This window comes from Pseudoalteromonas sp. Of7M-16 (assembly GCF_022347805.1).
Lineage (GTDB): Bacteria > Pseudomonadota > Gammaproteobacteria > Enterobacterales > Alteromonadaceae > Pseudoalteromonas > Pseudoalteromonas luteoviolacea_F.
This window is the reverse complement of the sequence record NZ_JAKRFY010000023.1, coordinates 60,256-79,080: the sequence shown is the minus strand read 5'-3', so window position 1 is coordinate 79,080 and position 18,825 is coordinate 60,256. Positions and strand designations below refer to the sequence as shown.

Here is an 18,825-nt window from a genome sequence, read left to right as displayed (position 1 = left end):
AATTTAAAATGAAAAAAAATAATGAGGCTGATAAGCCCGTACCATTTTACAAGAAGGCCATTGCCTACTTAAATATTTTTATGTTGCTAGGGCAGGTGTGTTTGCCAACTCTAGCTCACGCATATAATGCTTTTGACAAGACGAATGCTGCACAAGTACTGGCAAGCTCTCCTGCTTTTACTAAGGAGCCAGGCAATCGTCAGACATTGTATGTTAAATCTGAGCACATCGTGGAGCAATCACGCGCTCAAAATGCTCAGACCATAGCTGGTTTTCATAAACTGCTTCTGGACAATAGAAAATCTGTACTGCCTTCACCACAATATATCCCTATTTCCACAGGCTCGATCACGGTTATTTTCCCGCATTACCCGCCGGCAAAGCTGGTGGGGGACAGGTTTGTTCAATCACGCCTGATCCGCTCGCAAATTTATGCCGAGCTGAACCGCAACATGATCTCAACCGCGTATGCTGATGAAACGGCTCAAATAACGCAGTTATACCAAAATGCATACGAACTGGCTAAAAAGGGGAGTGTTACTTTTGGTGAGAAAGTACCTAAGTCAGTTTACGACAGTTTTGGTAAAGATTTTATCTGGCCAGAGTTTAGAGATATCAATGGAGAAAAAGTACTGTCTCCAGTGGTACACCTGAGCGCATCGACAATAGAAACGCGCACCGTAAACGGTCACCTAGTCGAATTTACAGGCTCCGATGTAAACTTTAGAGACATTACTGTTAACAATGGCACCTTGCTAACAGGCCGTGATACTTATTTACGCACAGCGCGAAACCTTACTGTTAATCCTGGAGCACAAGTCGCTTCAGATGGCGATCTTAACCTATTTGTTGGTGGTACTTTAAGAAACCTATCAGGCAGCCTGACAGCAAGAGAAAATGTAGACATTATTGCTGGTCAATATGAGCAGAAAACGTTAGTACACCGTTTTTCTAGCCGCTATGAGCGAGGCTCTCGCTTTGGTGAAATTGCCTCGGTCAGTGGCGAGAATATTCGTATTCGAAGCATGGGTGACATTGTTATTCAGGGTGGCACGATAACTGGCAATACTATCGGTTTACGTGCTGATGGCAATATTCGACTAATTTCTCAACAAACTAGCTACGTTAACAATGAACCGGTTGGCGAATATTCGCAATCAACTTCTGAAGTCAAACACTTGACTACAAAACTGTCTGCTAAAGACAGTATCTACCTAATGGCGTCTGGTGCGATTGAACTCAAAGCAGCAGAGCTATATGCCGATGAAGGGGTTATTGAGCTATTGGCAGGCCAAGGTATTTTTGTATCCAATGAGTTTAATCAGTTCCAGAAGCAATCTAGTGCAAAGTGGGGTAAAACTACAGAGCAAGAGCAGGAGTTCCAGACTATTGCTGTGCGTTCAGCATTGGAGGCGGGCAAAGGCATAATGGTAGCGTCGGATTTCGGCGATATTACATTAAAGGCAGTCAAAATAAACTCTGGTGAAGGGACTACGATAGATGCCCGCAATGGCAAAGTAAATCTGTTGCTTGCCAAAGAGCAGGACCACTACTTTTATAATAGGGTTAAAAAAGGCACTTGGAAAATAAAGACCGAAACTAAGCAAGATACGGTTGATACTGCGGTTTATAACGAGATCATCGGCGGAGTTAAGGTCAAAGCGACTCACGGAATTACGCTTGAGCTGGGACAGTATGAAGGAGAAAGCCTACAGAATACGCTAAATACATTTAGCAGTAGCAACAGCTTAAGCTGGATGTCAGATCTGCACAATGATCCTGAGCTTTCAGGCAATATTGATCTCGTTTATCAAAAATTAGAAAGAATCCATAAACACGATAAAACCAGTACATTGAGCCCAGCAGCTATGGCGGTTATTGCTATTGCTGTATCGGTTGCGATGGGCCCTGGCGGCGCGGAATTAATAGGTTCAGGCGGAATTGGTTCCTTCGGTGTGATCAATGGTGCTGCGATGCAAGCGGGTGCTTTGGCGTTGGCAACACAAGCAGCTGTAGGAATAGCCAGTGGCAAGGGAATCGATGGTACTTTGAAGTCGATGTTACAAGAAGACAGTATCCGTTCTCTTGCGACTTCCATGGTTACAGCGGGGATAATAAACAGCGAAGCATTTAAAAGTCTGAAGTTTTTTAGCAATGCAGATATTGGCTCTGCATTGTTTGAAAGCCAGAATGCGATTGATTTAGCAAACCAGGTTTCGATGGCTGTTGCAAATGCTACAGTTAGTGCTGGCGTATCAACGCTAATTAACGGTGGTGATTTTGGAGACTTTAAAGGTCAGTTTGTAAATTCATTGAGAGCTTCTGCCATTAACACCGTTGGTGAAAAAATGGCGTCCAAAATAGGTGAGCTGGCGGATGATGGGACGATAGATCAAGCTGTAAGATACTTGTCACATGCTGCACTTGGCTGTGCAATAGGAGCTGCTTCAGCGAGTGCAAATAATGCTGAAAAAGGCACTGCATGTGCATCTGGGGCTGGCGGTGCCGTAATTGGAGAGGTAGTCGCAGACAAATACAAATCGAGTCAAGATTATCATACCAAGCAAGCTGAGCTAGAGGGTATCTTAAAAGACCTAGGTTTAGATGAGTCAAAATTTGTTGGGTTAACGCACGAGCAGAAGAAAGCACTTCTTAAATCTAATGCGCCAAATCTAATGAAACAACTTAGCGAAATCAAAGCCAAGGGGGTTGATCTTGCGAAGTTGGGTGCTGGAGTAGGGGCATTTATCGCTGGGGCTGAGGTTAATATAGCTGCTAATGCGGGCGAAAATGCAGCGGAACATAATGCATTTTGGTTTGTTTTACAGGCCGGTTATATGCTCTACAAAGCATACGACTTGTATCAAACAATTGAAGGTGCTGTCGCTATTGGAGAAGAGTTAGCCGCAGCAAAAGACAACCCTCAAAAACAGATCGAAATTATCAAAAAGCATGCTATTTCGCTTGGTATCGATATTGTTATTGGAAAAACTGCCGCAGAAACATTAGGCAGTTTGATTAAAATAGCGAAGTCTAAAGGGATTGTTCCTGAGCGTGTTGTTGAAGAGCTTAATTCTATACTGATTAAGCTAGAGTCTGGAAAACCTCAGAACTATAAACCTGGTGAAAGCCAGCAGTCTCATGTCGACTTTGAATTCGGGCCAGTTGCTTGGGGCGCCAAAGTTGAGAATAAACTTGAGTTAGGCAGCTTCATTGAAGACAATAAAATTAGTTTAAAATCAGGCTGGGATGCTAACAGGTTATATAATGAAGTCCTTAAAAAGCCAGAAAACGGAAAGAGGCCTCCAGTTGAAGACTACCTGTCACAGGAGTATATAGATTCTCACTTAGATAGATTCAAAGGGGGAGCAGTTCGATTTACTACAAAAGATGCCATCAATCAGTTTGATAGTATTGGCCCAAGTGAAGCTTTCATTATGCCTAAAAGTGACTTTGATGAAATTGTTCGACGTGCTAATGGCAATGTTTCTGAAATAGAAATTGCGCTGGGTTTAAATTCAGGTGATTTGAGCAATGGTGGTACCGTAGCCGCGCATATTCTACCTTCCGAATTAGGAGGTATACGTTTACCAAGTGGCAATGAGATGGGGGCAAACGATATGTGGGTACCTGGAGGTGTTACTTCTGGGGGGGTACGAGAAGCTATCTTAGATGTAACTCAGGTTCCCTTAAGAATGCTCAAGTTTAAGTAATTGTTTGGAGTATAAGATTATGAAACCAGATTATGAAGAAATAAGAGGGGTTTGCTGCATGGTTGTCCGAGAAAGAGGCAAGTTTTTTGTCAATTATGACAGTGGTGCACATGGATCAGGCGTAACCGTTAAGGAAATTACGGAACAGGACTTCAATGCAGTAAAAAGTGGCAAGTTAAAAATTGAAAATATAATAGATAAATATCGTTTTCAATAATTCGGTAAGACAAATTGACGGACAAGGCAGCTGCAAATTTATTGCTTAAATCAAGTTTTTCTGTTGTTTAAACATTCAGCTTCAGTTGATTTTTAAATTGAATGGCGAAAGCAATGAATACTTAATAGACTTGCCTTTGATGCCTTATTGTCAATTTAAAGCACGGTGTTTACACCGTGCTTTTTTTGTACAAGAGTAATACAGGGCATGACGGCTTATGTAGATTAAGATCCAATACGAGTGAATATGGTAAATAAGTTAAAAGCACGCGATTTTATCTCAATGTAAGCGCGGATCTCAAAACCGTTATCCCGATAAGGCCAATCAAAATAATTAACTCGCTACATCTCTCAATGACAGGATATGGTTGGTAGTTTACTTGGTACGCGTGTGGCAGAAGAGTTGAGTCGTTCAGTGCTGATAAAACGAGATGGCTTGGTGTGTATTCGGCTGTAGCGAATATTGGGAGCTGTGCTTAAATTTTAGTTAAAGCCTGCTCAATATAAAACGGTCTAACTTAATAAACACATGTACTTTTTTGGATGCGCTTAGTGGTATTGCAGAAAGTGTTGATTCTGTCCGATTTCCTTCAAGGATAAAAACAGTTGACTAAGCTCGTATCAGCAGCAAAGTAGTCAACTGTTTTTTGTTGATCAGACTAGCTGAAAATTAGTAGCAGTCTATTCCTTCGCGAGGTGAACACCATCCTTTGACGTTTAGTTTCTCTTCAATTTTCTTGAAGTCGCTGTTACCATTTTCATCAGTCACTACGGCCCATCCAGAGATTGTGAGTGCCTGATCGTACTTATAGCTGAAAGACAGAGTTAGGGAACCGTCTCTTGAGTCTTGCCCGAATGCTCTTACGTACGTTTCCAGTTTTTGGCCATCAGCTGAGTATTGAGGAACACTTAGTGTGATTGAGGACTGGTCAATCCCTTCAACTTTATTCACGACTACGAGCGCTTCAGGGCCAGATACATTAATTTTGCTCGTCGCATAGGCGTCAACTGCAATTCTGAAGCTACTTAAGTCACCACCATGTGTTGGATTGTACAGCTCAACCATATCAAACTCTTCATAAGCTGTAGGCTCACGGCTGGTAATAGAGCGGAAAGTGGCTTTAGCTACGTTCAGCAATGCAGTGTCAATGGGCAGATCAGCAGCGTGTTGGAAACACTGGTTTGCCTTAACCTTTTTGCCGATATTGGTATAGCGAGTATATGCGTCTTGTTGTCTCGGAATATAGTAGTCTTCATCTCGAACCCCAGCCATAACTTTCCATGCTTGCTCGACTAACTTCCATTCAGGCCCAAGCTTCTCGAACCATGATTCAGTTGCTTCTTCTCTGAAATCTGCTTTAAGCTGTTGGTCAGAACTGTGCCTCGTTTTACCAAGTGTCCAATAGTTTCTATCGTGTGTATTACATTCATCGGTGTACTCTTCAGCAATTTCGTTGACAATATCAAAGAACCAATTTTCTAGTTTGTCAGGCACGCCACCGATGTCAGATTCAACAATGGTGCAACCATCTACCGGTATAGTGAATGTCGGGCAAGCATAGATTTTTTCAGCCTGATGAGGTTCCAGTGGTGCAGGTCCATTTGCCTGTAGCACAGAGATTAAAATTGGTACAAATAGAGTAGAGTCCATTTTCTTATCCTTATTATTAGATTTATATCTTATGATATCCCTAATATTCACTTAATCGATTAAAGCTTGTCCTGTCCTGTAGCGATAATTGATTGATATTAGATGATATTAATTAATAGTGTACCACTTATTGCTCCTGTAGTTCAATTTATTAACTTGTCAATATAAGTTTATTCATAATGAGTGTTTTTAATTATATTTTCTGTTTGGCATATCCACTCCAATAAGCACACTTTTTTGTGTAAAAAATAGGCGTGTTCCGATTTGGAATGTGCCATCTACGAAGCAGTATTTACGCAGAAGCAGTAATAAATGAACGAGTTTCAAATTTTAATGAGCACGCTGCTGAGGCCTAGGGAACCAGCTAAGGTCAATGGTATTGGTTGTTAGCCAAAAGAGGGAAAACTTATTGGACAGACACAAATCTTTTTTGATGGAAATTGCGATTTAAATCAGGTTGAGCTCAATCTGGCGTATAAATATACTCATTAAAAAATCCGACTTTTTGTCGATTTAAGGATTGAGGATAAGTTATTTTTTATATTTATATCAGATGTAATTTAAAAATTAAAAGTCTTTTAAATTTTTAATTTGTAAAAGTTGATACCGTTTCTGATTTGTATAAAATTGGCGTTTTTTGTGAAAGTGAGGATAAAAATGAAATCAAAACGTTCTCAACCGTTTGGAGGAGTGTTTTTGTGTATATTTCTCTTTACGTTATGCACTGCTAAAAGTGTTGCTGCAAGCGTATCGAGTTATATATATAACCAGTCTCCGATTTTTTCAGTGCATAAAGAACCAGATGCGTCCAGCGATTTTCTGGTTGTTGATAGTACAGCTGCGATAACAACGCTTAATTTTAATAAATTCGCAACAATTAGTAAGCCTCTACTCATCAAAATACCTAATGATAGTAGCACTGAAACTTTAGTAATTAATGCAACAGAAATTGACATTCAAAATACAGTTTCAGTGATGGGGAAGCCGGTCGATCTAGTGTTTATCTCACAAGGTGGTACTGTTCGTTGCAGCAACTGTTCTTTTGATAATGCGGGAAGATTATCGTTTATCAATGGCACACTTTCGGGCGGCATCGTGAGAACGCAACCAAGTGGTAGGGTGACTATCTCAACTCTAACTGCACCAGGCTTGCAATCTCTTGAAGTGATGTCAGATAGCATCGCAACGTCAGGTGTTATTGATCTAAATTTACGCGCAGAGCGTCATCCTAATAGTGGATTCATCCAATCAAGTAGGGGCTCTTATGTACTGGGCTCTGGCGGTATTAACTTGTATCCGGGCCGCTTTTCTATTCGCTATAGTGATCTTGATATGATTTCATCGACGACTCTGTCGAACACTTATCAGCCGTCTGGTACTTTTAAAGCTGCGAGTATTGGTATTGTTGCGTCGCAGCCAGTGATTATCCCTGTTAGCACTGAGCTCAATACCATGTCAGATGCTTTGGCAACGAGCACAAGGCAGGGACAATTTTACGCGCCAGCAGAAGGCGTATTTATTCAAATTGCGGAGCATGAAAGTGCGACATTGAATGTTTACGGTAAGCTCTATAGCGACCGTATCATCACAACGAAAGCAATCGGTGCGACGACTTTTCGTTCTGGTTCTAGATTGATTGGTCAAACAATCAAGAGTTTTTCAGACAAAGGCCTGTTAAACCAAGGTTATGTTGATGCTGGAAGTATCGAATTCGCTGCAAGTCGACTGATAAACTCCGGTACTCTAAGTGGCTCAAAAATCAATATCGAAATCGAAGGTGATGTCTACAATACCTTTGGTGGAGTGATCAAAGCAGGTACTTTGAGCGTTGATTTGAACGATGGCATTTTCACTAATGGTTCTCGTACCAACAGGTTAAATTGGCCGGAAAATAAGTCACTGAATGCGCCATCTATTGACGTTAACAGTGTTAAGCATGGCCCATATTCTAGCTACAGCGCTACCGGATCTACACAGAGCCGCTTGAGTGCAAAAGTCCATGCGAACAACATAAAAATTATAGCTAAAGCGATAGAAAATATTAACCCCTACCATATTGAAGAGCCAAGCGGTGTTGACTGGAGTGCAGGTATTCGCGTAAACACTGCTCAGTCTGAGCAGGTCTCAATAGCGGCAGAATCTAAATTGGAACTTAAAGCAAGCCAGTATATTCGCAACTCTTCAGCCATTTTACGTCTTAGCCAACAAGGGATATTCCATATTGATACTCCCTTATTATTTAACGAGCGTTATCGTTTAGAAACTACCTCTTTCATCATATCCCGTTACGCTTATACGTCGGACAATAAAGGAAGCCAAGATACAGTTGAACATGGAGTTGGGACTCAAATATCGGCTTATTCTCCACCTGGGCGAATAGTCAGTTTTGGCGAATTCCAAATTGGCAGCAAAGCGGAACCTTCGACTAGGCGTCGTTTTGTCAATGCATTTTCGTATATTGAGCTTTTTGACAATGCGCGTTTCCAAAAGCTGGATTTAGAGTCAATCGGCATTAAATTAAGTAGTACAGTAGAAACAAGTAACTTTCATGCCATTAAACAGTGTGTTGCTTTAGGTAATTGTAGCGGTGCAGCAGTCGATACTTCTGTAGAAGGTGAGACCTTACTAGCCATTCACGGTAATGTGTATGGTATTAACCCCAATATGGAAAGTCAAAGCGACCTGACTGTAACAGAGTCAAACTCACTAGATGCAACGATCAATACCAAGATTAAAGAGTACTTCCAACGGTATGTAAAAGTTGTGGATGAAGATACTTATGAAGGGTATTCATTTCCCAAGGTTGACGACCAATGGGTTACAGCAAGTTTGTTTAAATGTGATGGCTATCGCTATGAAGAGCATGGTTTGACACAAACAGAAGATTGCACCTACTCCTCAGTTAGAGTTGCCTTAAGTACAATACTTGGCGAATCCTCAGATGCAGATTTTGAAAACACAGGTTATACCTTCCAAGAAATAGACGATGCTGCGAAAGCTTATGCTAGAAGCAGGCAGTACGTAAGCGGCTCTGAAGACTACCGTTGTGCCAATACTCGTTACTCCTGTACTGCGCAAAATTTCAAATATCAAAATGTTATTGTCAGCGATGACGGTAAGAAAGTGACGGTGAATTACAGATATAAAATTTCGATAGATGATGAGTTAAACGATCATGACACGCCAACTCTTCGCGACGTATCCAAATCACCAACGGTCACTGTGGCAGTCTTGATGGATGGTAAATAAATGGAATTAAAAATGAAAAAAGATAATTTGGCCGACAAGCCCGTGCCATTTTACAAAAAGGCCATTGCCTATTTAAATATAGTTATGTTGCTCGGGCAGGTGTGTTTACCAACTCTAGCACAGGCCTATAACGCTTTTGATAAGACCAATGCAAATCAACTGCTGGCAAGCTCTCCCGCATTCACTAAGGTGCCTGATAACCGCAGAACAATGTATGTGAAATCAAAGCACGTTGTGGAGCAACCTCGCGCTTTAAATACTCAGACCATAGCTGGTTTCCATCAAGTCTTGTTGGATAATAGAAAGGACGCATTACCTGAACCTAAAAAGATTCATCTTTCTGGCGGCTCGATCTCAGTCACTTTTCCAAACTACCCGCTATCAAAACAGGTTGGAGACCGGTTCGTACAATCACGCTTGATCCGCTCGCAAATTTATGCCGAGCTGAACCGAAACATGATTTCAACTGCCTATGCTGATGAAACGGCTCAAATAACGCAATTGTACCAAAATGCGTACGAACTGGCTGGAAAAGGCGGTGTAACGTTTGGTGAGCAAGTACCTAAATCAGTTTATGACAATTTTGGTAAGGATTTTATCTGGCCAGAATATAGAGACATCAACGGGGAAAAAGTACTGTCTCCAGTGGTACACCTGAGCGCATCGACAATAGAATCACGCACTGTAAATGGTCACTTAGTCGAATTTACAGGCTCCGATGTAAACTTTAGAGATATTACTGTTAACAATGGCACCTTGCTAACGGGCCGTGATACTTATTTAAGAACAGCGCGAAACCTTACTGTTAATCCGGGCGCACAAGTAGCCTCAGATGGTGATCTCAATCTATTTGTTGGTGGTACTTTAAGAAACCTATCTGGCAGTCTGACTGCCAGACAAAATGTTGACATTATTGCCGGTCAGTATGAGCAAAAAACGTTAGTGCACCGTTTTTCTAGCCGCTATGAGCGAGGCTCTCGCTTTGGTGAAATTGCCTCGGTCAGTGGCGAAAACATTAGTATTCGAAGCATGGGTGACATTGTTATTCAGGGCGGTACGATAAACGGTAATACAATTGGATTACGTGCTGATGGCAATATTCAGTTAATTTCTCAACAAACCAGTTACGTGAATAATGAGCCTGTTGGCGAGTATTCTCAATCGACTTCAGAAATCAAACATCTGACCACAAAACTATCTGCTAAAGACAGCATCTATTTAATGGCATCAGGTGCTATTGAACTCAAAGCAGCAGAACTGCATGCAGATGAAGGCGTGATCGAGCTTTTGGCTGGTCAGGGCGTATATATTCTTAACGAATTTAATCAAAATCAAAGTCAGAAATCTGGAAAATGGGGCAAGACCACTGAGCAAGAGCAGCAGTTTCAAACCATGGCTATTCGCTCAGCGCTAGAGGCGGGTAAAGGTGTTCGAATCGCTTCTCAATTTGGTGATGTCACCTTGCAAGCTGCTCAAATCACCTCAGGGGACGGCACGTCCATCGAGGCGCGAAATGGTCAAGTGAAGTTCTTATTGGCCAAAGAGCAAAAAGAATACTTCTACAACAAGGTCGAAAAAGGCACTTGGAAAATTAAGACCGAAACTAAGCAAGATACGGTCGATACTGCGGTGTATAACGAGATCATTGGCGGGGTAAAAGTACATGCGACCCATGGGATCACGCTGGAATTAGGGCAGTACGAAGGAGAAAGTATTTCATCGGTGATCAGTGACTTTGCGGGAGTTCCTTCACTGAGCTGGATGCAACAATTGCACGATGATCCTCAGGTTAACAGCAACCTAAGCATCGTCACTACAGAGCTAACAAAACTTCATATAGATGAAAGCACCAGTACCCTGAGCCCTGCGGCAATGGCTGTGGTAGCCATTGCCGTGTCGGTTGCGATGGGACCAGCTGGCGCACAATGGATAGGCACGGAAGGAGCCATCGCGAGTGCCTTTAGCCCAGCAATGGGGGCCGCGATGTCGGCAGCAGCAGTGACTTTAACTACGCAAGCTGCAACCAGTTTGGCGTCTGGCAATAGTGTTGGCGATACGTTAAGCCACATGCTAAGCAGCGAGAGTATTAGATCCTTGGTTATATCAATGGCTACAGCCGGTATGATGAGCCACTTCAGCGATCTACAGTTTTTTGGGGAAGTTAACCCTGATGCTGCGTTATTAAGTAAAGATACACTTATATCAATAGGTAACCAAGCAACTCAGGCTGTTGTTAATTCAACAATTAGTGCGGGAATTTCGACTGTAATTAATGGTGGAGATTTTTCTGAGTTTTCCTCGGGCTTCACTAACTCACTGAAAAGTGCTGGTATCTCGGCAGTAGGTGAGTATATGTCATCTACAATAGGCTCCGCGTATAGAGGCGGTGACATTACCAATTCTGTTAGATATTTAGCGCATGCTGGTGCTGGTTGTATTTTGGGTATAGCAACCAGCGAAGCAGGCCAAGCCTCTGGTGGAGGAAGCGAGAGCTGCTTGACTGGTGCCGGCGGTGCGGTTGTTGGAGAGCTGATAGCTGATACATATAAAGCAAATAAATTAGAAGAGTTTTACCAAAGAGAAGCTGACAGGGCTCAATTACTACGTGATGCTCAGTTTAGTGATGCTGAAATTGCCGCATTTTATAAGTCTGAAGGTGCTCAAGCATATTTTAACAAGGAAGTGGCTAAACTCAGTGCCATTGGGGTCGATTTAGCCAAGCTCGGAGGGGCAACTGCGGCACTTATCGCCAATAGTGATGTCAATTTGGCTGCGATGACCGCCGAAAATGCGGCTAAGCACAATGCATTTTTCTTGATCCCGCTCGGTTTAATGGTTTTGAAAGGGATTGATATCGCGCTTACAGCCAATGAACTATATGATATCTATGACACCATGGGTAAGGACCCTACTAAGGGTAAGGAAATGCTCCAAGAATGGCTTGTGGAGCAAGCAGCTGGTGGGCTAATTAGCAAGGCTATTCCCGGTTTTAAGTCTTTTGAAGAGATGCTTGACTGGCTAAAACGCAATGATGTACTGTCGCCAGCCATGCTCAAGGAGATTGAGGACAATATTGCTTCGGGCAAACAGGGCAAACCCAGTGGTGAAATTGGCGATATTAAAGTGGCCGATGCTGTTAAAAACCGTCTTGATTTAAGTGAATTTAAAGATGAGCACGAGTTTTTGGTTAAAGTTAATGGTTCACATGTGGCAGACCGCAACGACGGCTTTTATGGTGAGCAAATAGCCAAACAACTTTTTGAAGACAGTACGGGCATTGAGTTTAAAGACATTGTTAAAAATAAGTCTAACCATGGCGCTGACTTATTAGGTATCGACCCAGATCCAACAAAGAAAACGATTTGGTTAATTGAAGTTAAATCCAGTTATAGGAATAAATTTCCAAAACCGGATGACTTAAATTTGGCAAAACGTGGTAAAAAGTGGATAGAGCAGGTGGCGATAGGTAAGTTAAATGGGCAGAAAGTGACACCAGAAGCAGAGAATTTTGCAATTGAGTTGCAAAAGTTGATGAAACAGGGATATAAAATTAAACCCATTTTAGCGAAAGTCTCTGTTCCTGAGCCTAACACTACAGGTACAGCAACGGTTAAGATAGTACGAGCGAAATAATTATGATAAACGAGAAGCAACTAGAAAAGTTTTTACGCAAACGCAAGCGGTCGATAAAAAACCCGACTAAATATGCTGATGTAGTTAGGCGTAACGAAGAGAGAGTAGGCTTTTATTTAAATAATGGGAGCACAGGTGTTAGTGAAGATACAACTGTAAGTTTACCATTTTTGCCTTGGGAGTTTTTAGAAACAGAATTAGAAGTACCGACAGATTACTATGAAATGTCTGCACAGAGTATGCTTATTCAAGAGGGAAAATTGTGTAGTAATGCGTTAAGCCATAGTTTGTGTTTTGCCCATATAAATTGTATTATTACCTATTTTACTCACAAGCGTTATGTTATTCGCTTTGATAGGGAGCGAGAAGGAGGAGTTTCACCGGACAGTGTGTTTTATTTGGTCATGGCGGTTATTTTGCAGCAGTCTACACGGGCAGAGCATATATTTAAATTGCTACAAGTGGGTTATCCAAAGTTCTGGATAAACCGCTCAGAAAGCCATATTGGCGATTTTATTATACTCTTGTTTGATGCAGTTAAAGGCGGTAAACAGTTGGTGCCCATTGTTGATGATTTTGTTTATACGGACATTATTGCTCGTTGGGATACCGATGATGTACAAGAACTAACGGGTTATCTAACTCAATTATGTGATGACCAAGTAGCCCAAGTCGCGTCGCCACCGAGTAAAATGTATTTTGAATTCGATAATATGAATTGGCAGTTTACCCCATATGCAGCCTTGCTGTTATTGGCCCTTCGTGCGGAGCGTGGTTTACCTAATCCAGATTTTAGCCATCCTGGGTTTGGCAATATCACACAATTGCTACCTGATGAGCCTGTTGCGCCAGTAGAAGATGAGCTATTAAGCCAGCTCCTAGCTTGTATTCGTGACCAAGGCTTTGATGAAGAAACGTTGATGAATGCGTAATCAGCACTAAGCAACTATAACGAGACAGTATTTACTGTCTCGTTAATCGCTTTGAATGATCACTGGCAGCCAAATTAAGTACCCCTTCGTTCACAGTAAATTCTAACTTACCGGCAAGTTTTAACGCTCTTCTTACTATTTACCTTTCTCAATCATTATTCTTAGCGGGTTAAAATGACGCCGCTTTATTCTGTGTATATAGCGTGGGGTTGAGGTTTTTCTTACAATTTAGTTTTAACTAAAGCTGGTGCTGTTACAGAGTGTTCTGGTCTAGCTAAGGGAGAATATATTCTCCTATAGATCAAGAAATTGACTCCTACTTATTTTATGCAAAAATCTAAAGTGGTGTTTACTGCATTAATAGTAACTCTGAAAACTTACATAAAAAGCTTAACTCAGTTTCAGGAGTGATAATTAAGTTTTCAATATATATAGAGCGACATGGAGCAAAATATGAAGTGGGAACTGAAGATTGGATATGACTTTTCGATCTAGAAGCTAGACCACCTTACTAATTTTTATACATGAATCTTCGTTTAGATTCACATTCAAAAACTGATTAAAAGCAGCCCTTGGGCTGCTTTTTTTCGAAGAAATTACTTGATGATAAGTTGGTCTTCGTATGTGTAGATGCCGTTTGGATCTGTTAGGTTGAATACCTTAACAGCCATTGTTTTACCAGCAGCGTTTTCACACTGTACGATTTGGTATAAAACTGGCTGAGCAGTGTCGTTGTTGTACACTTTGTCTTGTGTGAAAACGTCAGAGTGGAACGTATTTGAAGTATCACGGCCGTGGAATAGACCTAGAGATAGGCCACGGTTTGCAACAGTGTGACAGTAAGACTGGCTCTTGTTTTGGTTGTTTACGTTAAGCGTGCTCTTTACACGGAACGCAGTGTGGTAACCAAAAGAGTATGGTTGGTTAACGAACTCACCAGCTGGCTCAACTGTGATGTCCCAGTTTACAATTGGTGCGCCAGGTACGTTTACAAGTACATTGTACCAAGTGTTGTCTGCATCGTAACAGCTTAAGTGAAGCGTTTTGTTGTGAGTCAGTTTGTCTTCTGCAATTGCATTTGTTACACCAACACTTGCTGCATTAGCGTTAGAAGCATCTGCTTGAATACCTACATTTACAACATGGCTGCTGTCAACGTTTGAATATAGGTTACCGTTATCGCAACGTGCGCCATCACGAAGCTCAATATCAGCTGAGAAGTTATGTGCGAATTCACTTGTGATAACCACGCGGCTAACCGGGCCGTATGAGTAAACAGTGTGACGATCATAACCATTTGTATCAGCGATATTAATAGGCGCAGCAACTGCACTTACAGTAGTTAACATAGCAGCAGCGAGAGTACCTAATTTAAACATTTTCATCTTCTTTCCTTTGGTCGTTCATTAGTTCGGTTGTTTATCACTTGTTAGTTTTGTCATTCATCACTTGGGCCCAAAGTGTTGACGAGATGCAAAGTAGCAAACGAAATGGGTACGAGCAAATTAGCCAATATAAGTAGCTATTAAATTGGATGATGAATTAATATTTTTATAAATATCAATGATATAAGGGTTTCTCTGGGCAGGGTTTATAAATTTAAAAGTATACCTACTATTTTATTCATAAGGTTCAATCACCATTACAGATAAGTTCATTGTTTATAAATAATTAATAATTTGAACTTTATGTAAAATAAAGTGTGTTTTTTTGATTTTTACAGCTTACTAGCGGTTCCCTCTAAGGGGCAGGAGAGAGTAATTTCAAACACTTTGAAAAACAGATGTGTTGTTTTACATGTCAATTAATTATTGAATCGTTTTGACTGCGTCCTGAAGTTTTTTATCTGACCATGTCTCAGGTGCTGTTGGTGCTTTGCCTTTTTGTAACGTAGTACCCATTCCTGGTTTTGAAATAACCACCCGTCCATACTCATTCTCAACCACGATTGGATGTTCACTGTCTAATAAAATGACATCAATAGTATCTTCGCTGTAGAGGTTTCCACCCCAAAAATCGGTGCCTCGTATACCGATAGAGCCCATTGGTGTTTTAATTTTAAAATTTGGATTGGTAACTTTGGTTATTTCTCCTGTAACTATCCGAAATGCGCCCGAGATAAATTCAAAGCTGGCATCTGAGCTTTGCTGATACTCAAATTGATTAACGACAAATTGCGTTTGTTCTCCCAAAGACAAGATGGTTCCCTCCGAGAATCTCACTTGTGCGCGTGCGTTTTTACCCGTATGCAGAGCGTCCTCGATAAATATAGGGGATTTACGCGTGAGATCACGATGCTGGTTGTCTGACTGAGCTGTGACCTGTTTTTTGGCAAGCATGACTTTTGCCACCTGATTATCAGCAAAACTGCACGTACTTAAAATAAGCAAACTCAGTAACAAGGCTTTCATTAATTGACTCCAGAGGTTTTATATAAAAATAGAAGCAGAATCGCCGAGTGTCGAATGCTGTTGGAAGGATAAGATTATTTCAAAGTATCTAATCACAAAGTGGCTGACAGTGCGTCAGCACTATGAACAACACATCAAAACAGGTAATGAATTTGTGCAAGTGAGAGCAACTTCCGTTTATGCCAGTGAGCCCTTGGCGATCATGCGATCTGGGTCGTTACATTGGGCAACAATGCAGCTAGATAAAGCTCCGTACTTTACTAAATCTTTGTTACAGCAGCTAGGTCACTTTTATCTACCAGAGTCCCGTGCTCAAAACCATACGATTAAGGTTTTGAGTAGTGATAAATCGGGGGTTTTTAGTCTGGGTGGCGATCTAGTGAATTTAACAAACTGTGTAAAACAACAAAATGAGCCTTGGCTCCGAGATTATGCTTTTAACTATATGACCTTGCTACATCGAATATTGGCAGGTTCTAGGCATAATCTAACCAGCATAGTGTTGGTACAGGGCAGGGCTTACGGAGCAGGAATGGAAGTCGCTCTTTGTGCTGATTGTGTTGTGGCAGAGGAAGGAGCAGAGTTTTTCTATCCGCCCGTAGCTTTTAATCACGGGCTAGAGCACTTACTGGTATCTAAGTTAAAGCACAAGGCGTCACGCTGTGCACTAATGGAAGTCATGTATTCTAATACACGTTTTAGTGCTCGTGATTTATATGAATTGGGGTTGGTCGATGTTTTGACAGAGTGTGGCAAAGGAGAGCAGAGTGTACGTGGTCTAGTTCAGCGGGCACAGGCCTGCGATATTGGTCACACAGTGTTGCAAAAATATCGGCACCGAAAAGAAACACACTCTGTCGGTCAATTTAGCTCATTGGCAGAAGCCTGGGTTAAAAAAGCCGTCAAGGTTGACGAAAATCAGCAAAAATACCTGCGTAGACTTGGGCGCGTAAGGTATTAAATACGGGACATGGCGATGAAGGCCGTTTACGCGCAGGGAAGGGGAAACGGCCTCATATTAAAACTAGCAGTAACGGTGTTTACTCGGTTGTCTGCTTACGGTGCTTTTTAACAGCTTTGGCTATACGTTTAGCGGCACGTTGCATGGTTTTTCGATTTGGATGTAAACCATCATCCATAGGTTCAAAACCGCGCCATATATCGAGAAAAATGGCATCAGGTACCTCATTTTTAAGACGGTTTAGCCTCAATTCTGAAAAGGTTTCATAGTTATCTTTGCTTATGATCCACGGCCAATTAAACCGTTGTCTAAGGGTTTCCCAGTCAATCGCATCGTAATCCGGTGCCTTTGAAAAAATCGGTGTGATCCCAGCGGCTAGCGCTCGGTTGGCAACATTGACGAAGGTGTCTATATAAGAGTGCATTTGTTCTAGAGTACATTCCGAAGTTTCTGACATTGGAATACCAAAAGCATCGGGGTGGTTGCAATCATTTCCACGAATAATAACGATGTATTGGGCGGATACTTCTGTGGAAAAGGAGGTCACTCTACTCAGTGCTTTAGTAAATTGCTTTTCATAACCTTCCCAGCCGGGCCCCACACACTCAGGACCTGGAAAACACGTCAACCTATCGAATGTGGTTGCGCCAGCTTGTCCTTCGTTGATTAGATGACCTGAGAGGCGAGGTTCTCTTATTAAGGCATTTCCTAGAGAAAGGTATCGGCCAGAATTAATGGCGATACCATTTAGTGGTGCTTGTAGGTTGTCAAAATAGGGCATTTTAGCATTGGCAAAAGAAGCACCGATCAAAAGCAGTGGCGCTTCTTCCGATTTTGGTGCTGCATGCAAGTTTGATGTAAAAGACAAGCTGAGGCTCAACAACAGGGTTTTTATAGTTTGAGAAGTGAACATGATAATCCTTTTGGTTAAATTGTAGCCATTACACGTTAGGTGATACGGATCAGTGAGTAAGTTAGACTTTGGTAGGTTATAGAAAAGTATTTTGATGAATATAAAGAGGGTTTAATTGTTTTAAGTAAGCAAAAAAGCGCCTTACGACGCTTTGGTAAACCTAAAAGTACTAATTTACACCGCCGCAGGTCCAACCCATACCGCAGGTCTTTGCTTCTCTATGGGTAAAGAACGGACAACCTCTATCGTATTCAGTCTCACGGCCGGGTCTGCCACCAGCAATAGCTGGTGTTGCATTTAAATCAAGAGATTGATTATTAGAAAGATTTTTAATTTTTGACTTGTTTAGTTTTAATTTCATTTTAATTTCCTTTTATGTTCCTAGAGACTATAAACTAGCCATAGATGTGAATATTGTCAACAGTATATTGTATGCAAAATTGCATTCTATCGAACTATTATTCATTTTATTAACGCGCCAATCCGGCGACTCGCGTTGGGAAGCAAACTAAAAGGTAATTATTGTTCACACATGTTTGGCTCACGCGTTGTAAGAGTAATAGTCCTTAATTTAAATAGCACCATGTATAAAACGTAAATCCAGCACAGTATTTGTTTTAAAAGTCTGAGTAAATTCGGGTTGCTAGATGTTTAACTATTTATTGATGGTGCGGGTAAAAGCAATGATTAAAATTCTTAACGAAAGTACGGTCTTCAACTTGCTGCTAGACAAAGGTGTATTGGTTGTGCCAACAGCAGGACCACTAGAAGTCGCATCTCAGGGAATGATTTGTCATGGTGAGATAGCTGTGCAAGACGATATCGAAAAGTTTCTGACGAAAAAGGTCAATATGTCACCTTACATTAACGGTGCATATGCGGCAGGCGGCACAGTGACGTTCAGCGCTATCAATGACATTGTTTTATCTGAAGTAACGTTCAAAGGAGGGGCGCCAATTGTGCTCAAAGGAGACATTGTGTGTGCATTAAGTGTGATACCAGCACTCAATCCACAAGGAGTACCAGATCCAGGCCCCCCCACTGAGCTTACGGTTAAATTTGAACCAACACAACCTGTTGTTATTTCTAAATAAAATTATTGCGTGGTTATTTTTTGTCGCATTTAATTTTCATTTTATATACAAA

12 protein-coding genes are annotated in these 18,825 nt (G+C 41.4%); 7 read left to right on the top strand and 5 right to left on the bottom strand.

Annotated features, from left to right (window positions below; all coding sequences use genetic code 11):
• Positions 1-8 precede the first annotated feature (8 nt).
• Together MHN81_RS20710 and MHN81_RS20705 are read left to right on the top strand one after the other, a co-directional pair.
• Positions 9-3,713 (top strand): DUF637 domain-containing protein, encoded by a 3,705-nt coding sequence (locus MHN81_RS20710; protein ID WP_239426584.1) that lies wholly within the window; start codon positions 9-11, stop codon positions 3,711-3,713.
• Positions 3,714-3,732: 19 nt separating this feature from the next.
• The gene (locus MHN81_RS20705; RefSeq protein ID WP_239426583.1) at positions 3,733-3,930 is read left to right on the top strand and encodes a hypothetical protein; all 198 of its coding nucleotides are present in this window, start codon (positions 3,733-3,735) and stop codon (positions 3,928-3,930) included.
• 669 nt (positions 3,931-4,599) lie between these two features.
• On the opposite strand, the gene MHN81_RS20700 is transcribed toward MHN81_RS20705, so the two are convergent.
• Positions 4,600-5,580: a hypothetical protein gene (locus MHN81_RS20700; protein WP_023399348.1), complete on the bottom strand. Its 981-nt coding sequence runs from the start codon at positions 5,578-5,580 to the stop codon at positions 4,600-4,602.
• Between the two features lie 657 nt (positions 5,581-6,237).
• On the opposite strand from MHN81_RS20700, the gene MHN81_RS20695 reads away from it, so the two are divergent.
• Genes MHN81_RS20695 through MHN81_RS20685 form a run of 3 tightly spaced genes read left to right on the top strand, consistent with a single transcriptional unit; the run spans position 6,238 to position 13,394 of the window.
• On the top strand, positions 6,238-8,829 hold the full coding sequence (locus tag MHN81_RS20695) for a hypothetical protein (RefSeq protein WP_239426582.1): 2,592 nt from the start codon (positions 6,238-6,240) through the stop codon (positions 8,827-8,829).
• Positions 8,830-8,841: 12 nt separating this feature from the next.
• On the top strand, positions 8,842-12,462 hold the full coding sequence (locus tag MHN81_RS20690) for a DUF637 domain-containing protein (RefSeq protein ID WP_172642411.1): 3,621 nt from the start codon (positions 8,842-8,844) through the stop codon (positions 12,460-12,462).
• A 2-nt stretch (positions 12,463-12,464) separates the two neighbouring features.
• Positions 12,465-13,394 carry a hypothetical protein gene (locus MHN81_RS20685; protein ID WP_239426581.1) on the top strand — a complete coding sequence of 310 codons (930 nt, stop codon included), beginning with the start codon at positions 12,465-12,467 and terminating at the stop codon, positions 13,392-13,394.
• 596 nt (positions 13,395-13,990) lie between these two features.
• On the opposite strand, the gene MHN81_RS20680 is transcribed toward MHN81_RS20685, so the two are convergent.
• Both MHN81_RS20680 and MHN81_RS20675 read right to left on the bottom strand, forming a co-directional pair.
• Positions 13,991-14,779: a hypothetical protein gene (locus MHN81_RS20680; RefSeq protein ID WP_023399352.1), complete on the bottom strand. Its 789-nt coding sequence runs from the start codon at positions 14,777-14,779 to the stop codon at positions 13,991-13,993.
• A 423-nt stretch (positions 14,780-15,202) separates the two neighbouring features.
• Positions 15,203-15,805: a FecR family protein gene (locus MHN81_RS20675; RefSeq protein ID WP_239426580.1), complete on the bottom strand. Its 603-nt coding sequence runs from the start codon at positions 15,803-15,805 to the stop codon at positions 15,203-15,205.
• A 109-nt stretch (positions 15,806-15,914) separates the two neighbouring features.
• Between MHN81_RS20675 and MHN81_RS20670 the strand changes: the two genes are divergently transcribed.
• Positions 15,915-16,766, top strand: a complete 852-nt coding sequence (locus MHN81_RS20670) for an enoyl-CoA hydratase-related protein (protein WP_239426579.1) — start codon at positions 15,915-15,917, stop codon at positions 16,764-16,766.
• Between the two features lie 79 nt (positions 16,767-16,845).
• Here the strand turns inward: MHN81_RS20670 and MHN81_RS20665 are convergent, their stop codons facing one another.
• Together MHN81_RS20665 and MHN81_RS20660 are read right to left on the bottom strand one after the other, a co-directional pair.
• Entirely contained in the window at positions 16,846-17,679 is an 834-nt protein-coding gene (locus MHN81_RS20665) for an SGNH/GDSL hydrolase family protein (RefSeq protein ID WP_023399355.1), read from the bottom strand.
• Between the two features lie 169 nt (positions 17,680-17,848).
• On the bottom strand, positions 17,849-18,040 hold the full coding sequence (locus MHN81_RS20660) for a hypothetical protein (RefSeq protein WP_023399356.1): 192 nt from the start codon (positions 18,038-18,040) through the stop codon (positions 17,849-17,851).
• Positions 18,041-18,362: 322 nt separating this feature from the next.
• Between MHN81_RS20660 and MHN81_RS20655 the strand changes: the two genes are divergently transcribed.
• The gene (locus MHN81_RS20655) at positions 18,363-18,773 is read left to right on the top strand and encodes a hypothetical protein (protein WP_239426578.1); all 411 of its coding nucleotides are present in this window, start codon (positions 18,363-18,365) and stop codon (positions 18,771-18,773) included.
• Positions 18,774-18,825 lie beyond the last annotated feature (52 nt).

Coding starts and splice junctions, on each gene's coding strand:
- MHN81_RS20655 (WP_239426578.1), top strand. CDS start 18,363: ATGATTAAAATTCTTAACGAAAGTACGGTCTTCAACTTGCTGCTAGAC.
- MHN81_RS20700 (WP_023399348.1), bottom strand. CDS start 5,580: ATGGACTCTACTCTATTTGTACCAATTTTAATCTCTGTGCTACAGGCA.
- MHN81_RS20690 (WP_172642411.1), top strand. CDS start 8,842: ATGAAAAAAGATAATTTGGCCGACAAGCCCGTGCCATTTTACAAAAAG.
- MHN81_RS20665 (WP_023399355.1), bottom strand. CDS start 17,679: ATGTTCACTTCTCAAACTATAAAAACCCTGTTGTTGAGCCTCAGCTTG.
- MHN81_RS20680 (WP_023399352.1), bottom strand. CDS start 14,779: ATGAAAATGTTTAAATTAGGTACTCTCGCTGCTGCTATGTTAACTACT.
- MHN81_RS20685 (WP_239426581.1), top strand. CDS start 12,465: ATGATAAACGAGAAGCAACTAGAAAAGTTTTTACGCAAACGCAAGCGG.
- MHN81_RS20710 (WP_239426584.1), top strand. CDS start 9: ATGAAAAAAAATAATGAGGCTGATAAGCCCGTACCATTTTACAAGAAG.
- MHN81_RS20675 (WP_239426580.1), bottom strand. CDS start 15,805: ATGAAAGCCTTGTTACTGAGTTTGCTTATTTTAAGTACGTGCAGTTTT.
- MHN81_RS20660 (WP_023399356.1), bottom strand. CDS start 18,040: ATGAAATTAAAACTAAACAAGTCAAAAATTAAAAATCTTTCTAATAAT.
- MHN81_RS20705 (WP_239426583.1), top strand. CDS start 3,733: ATGAAACCAGATTATGAAGAAATAAGAGGGGTTTGCTGCATGGTTGTC.
- MHN81_RS20695 (WP_239426582.1), top strand. CDS start 6,238: ATGAAATCAAAACGTTCTCAACCGTTTGGAGGAGTGTTTTTGTGTATA.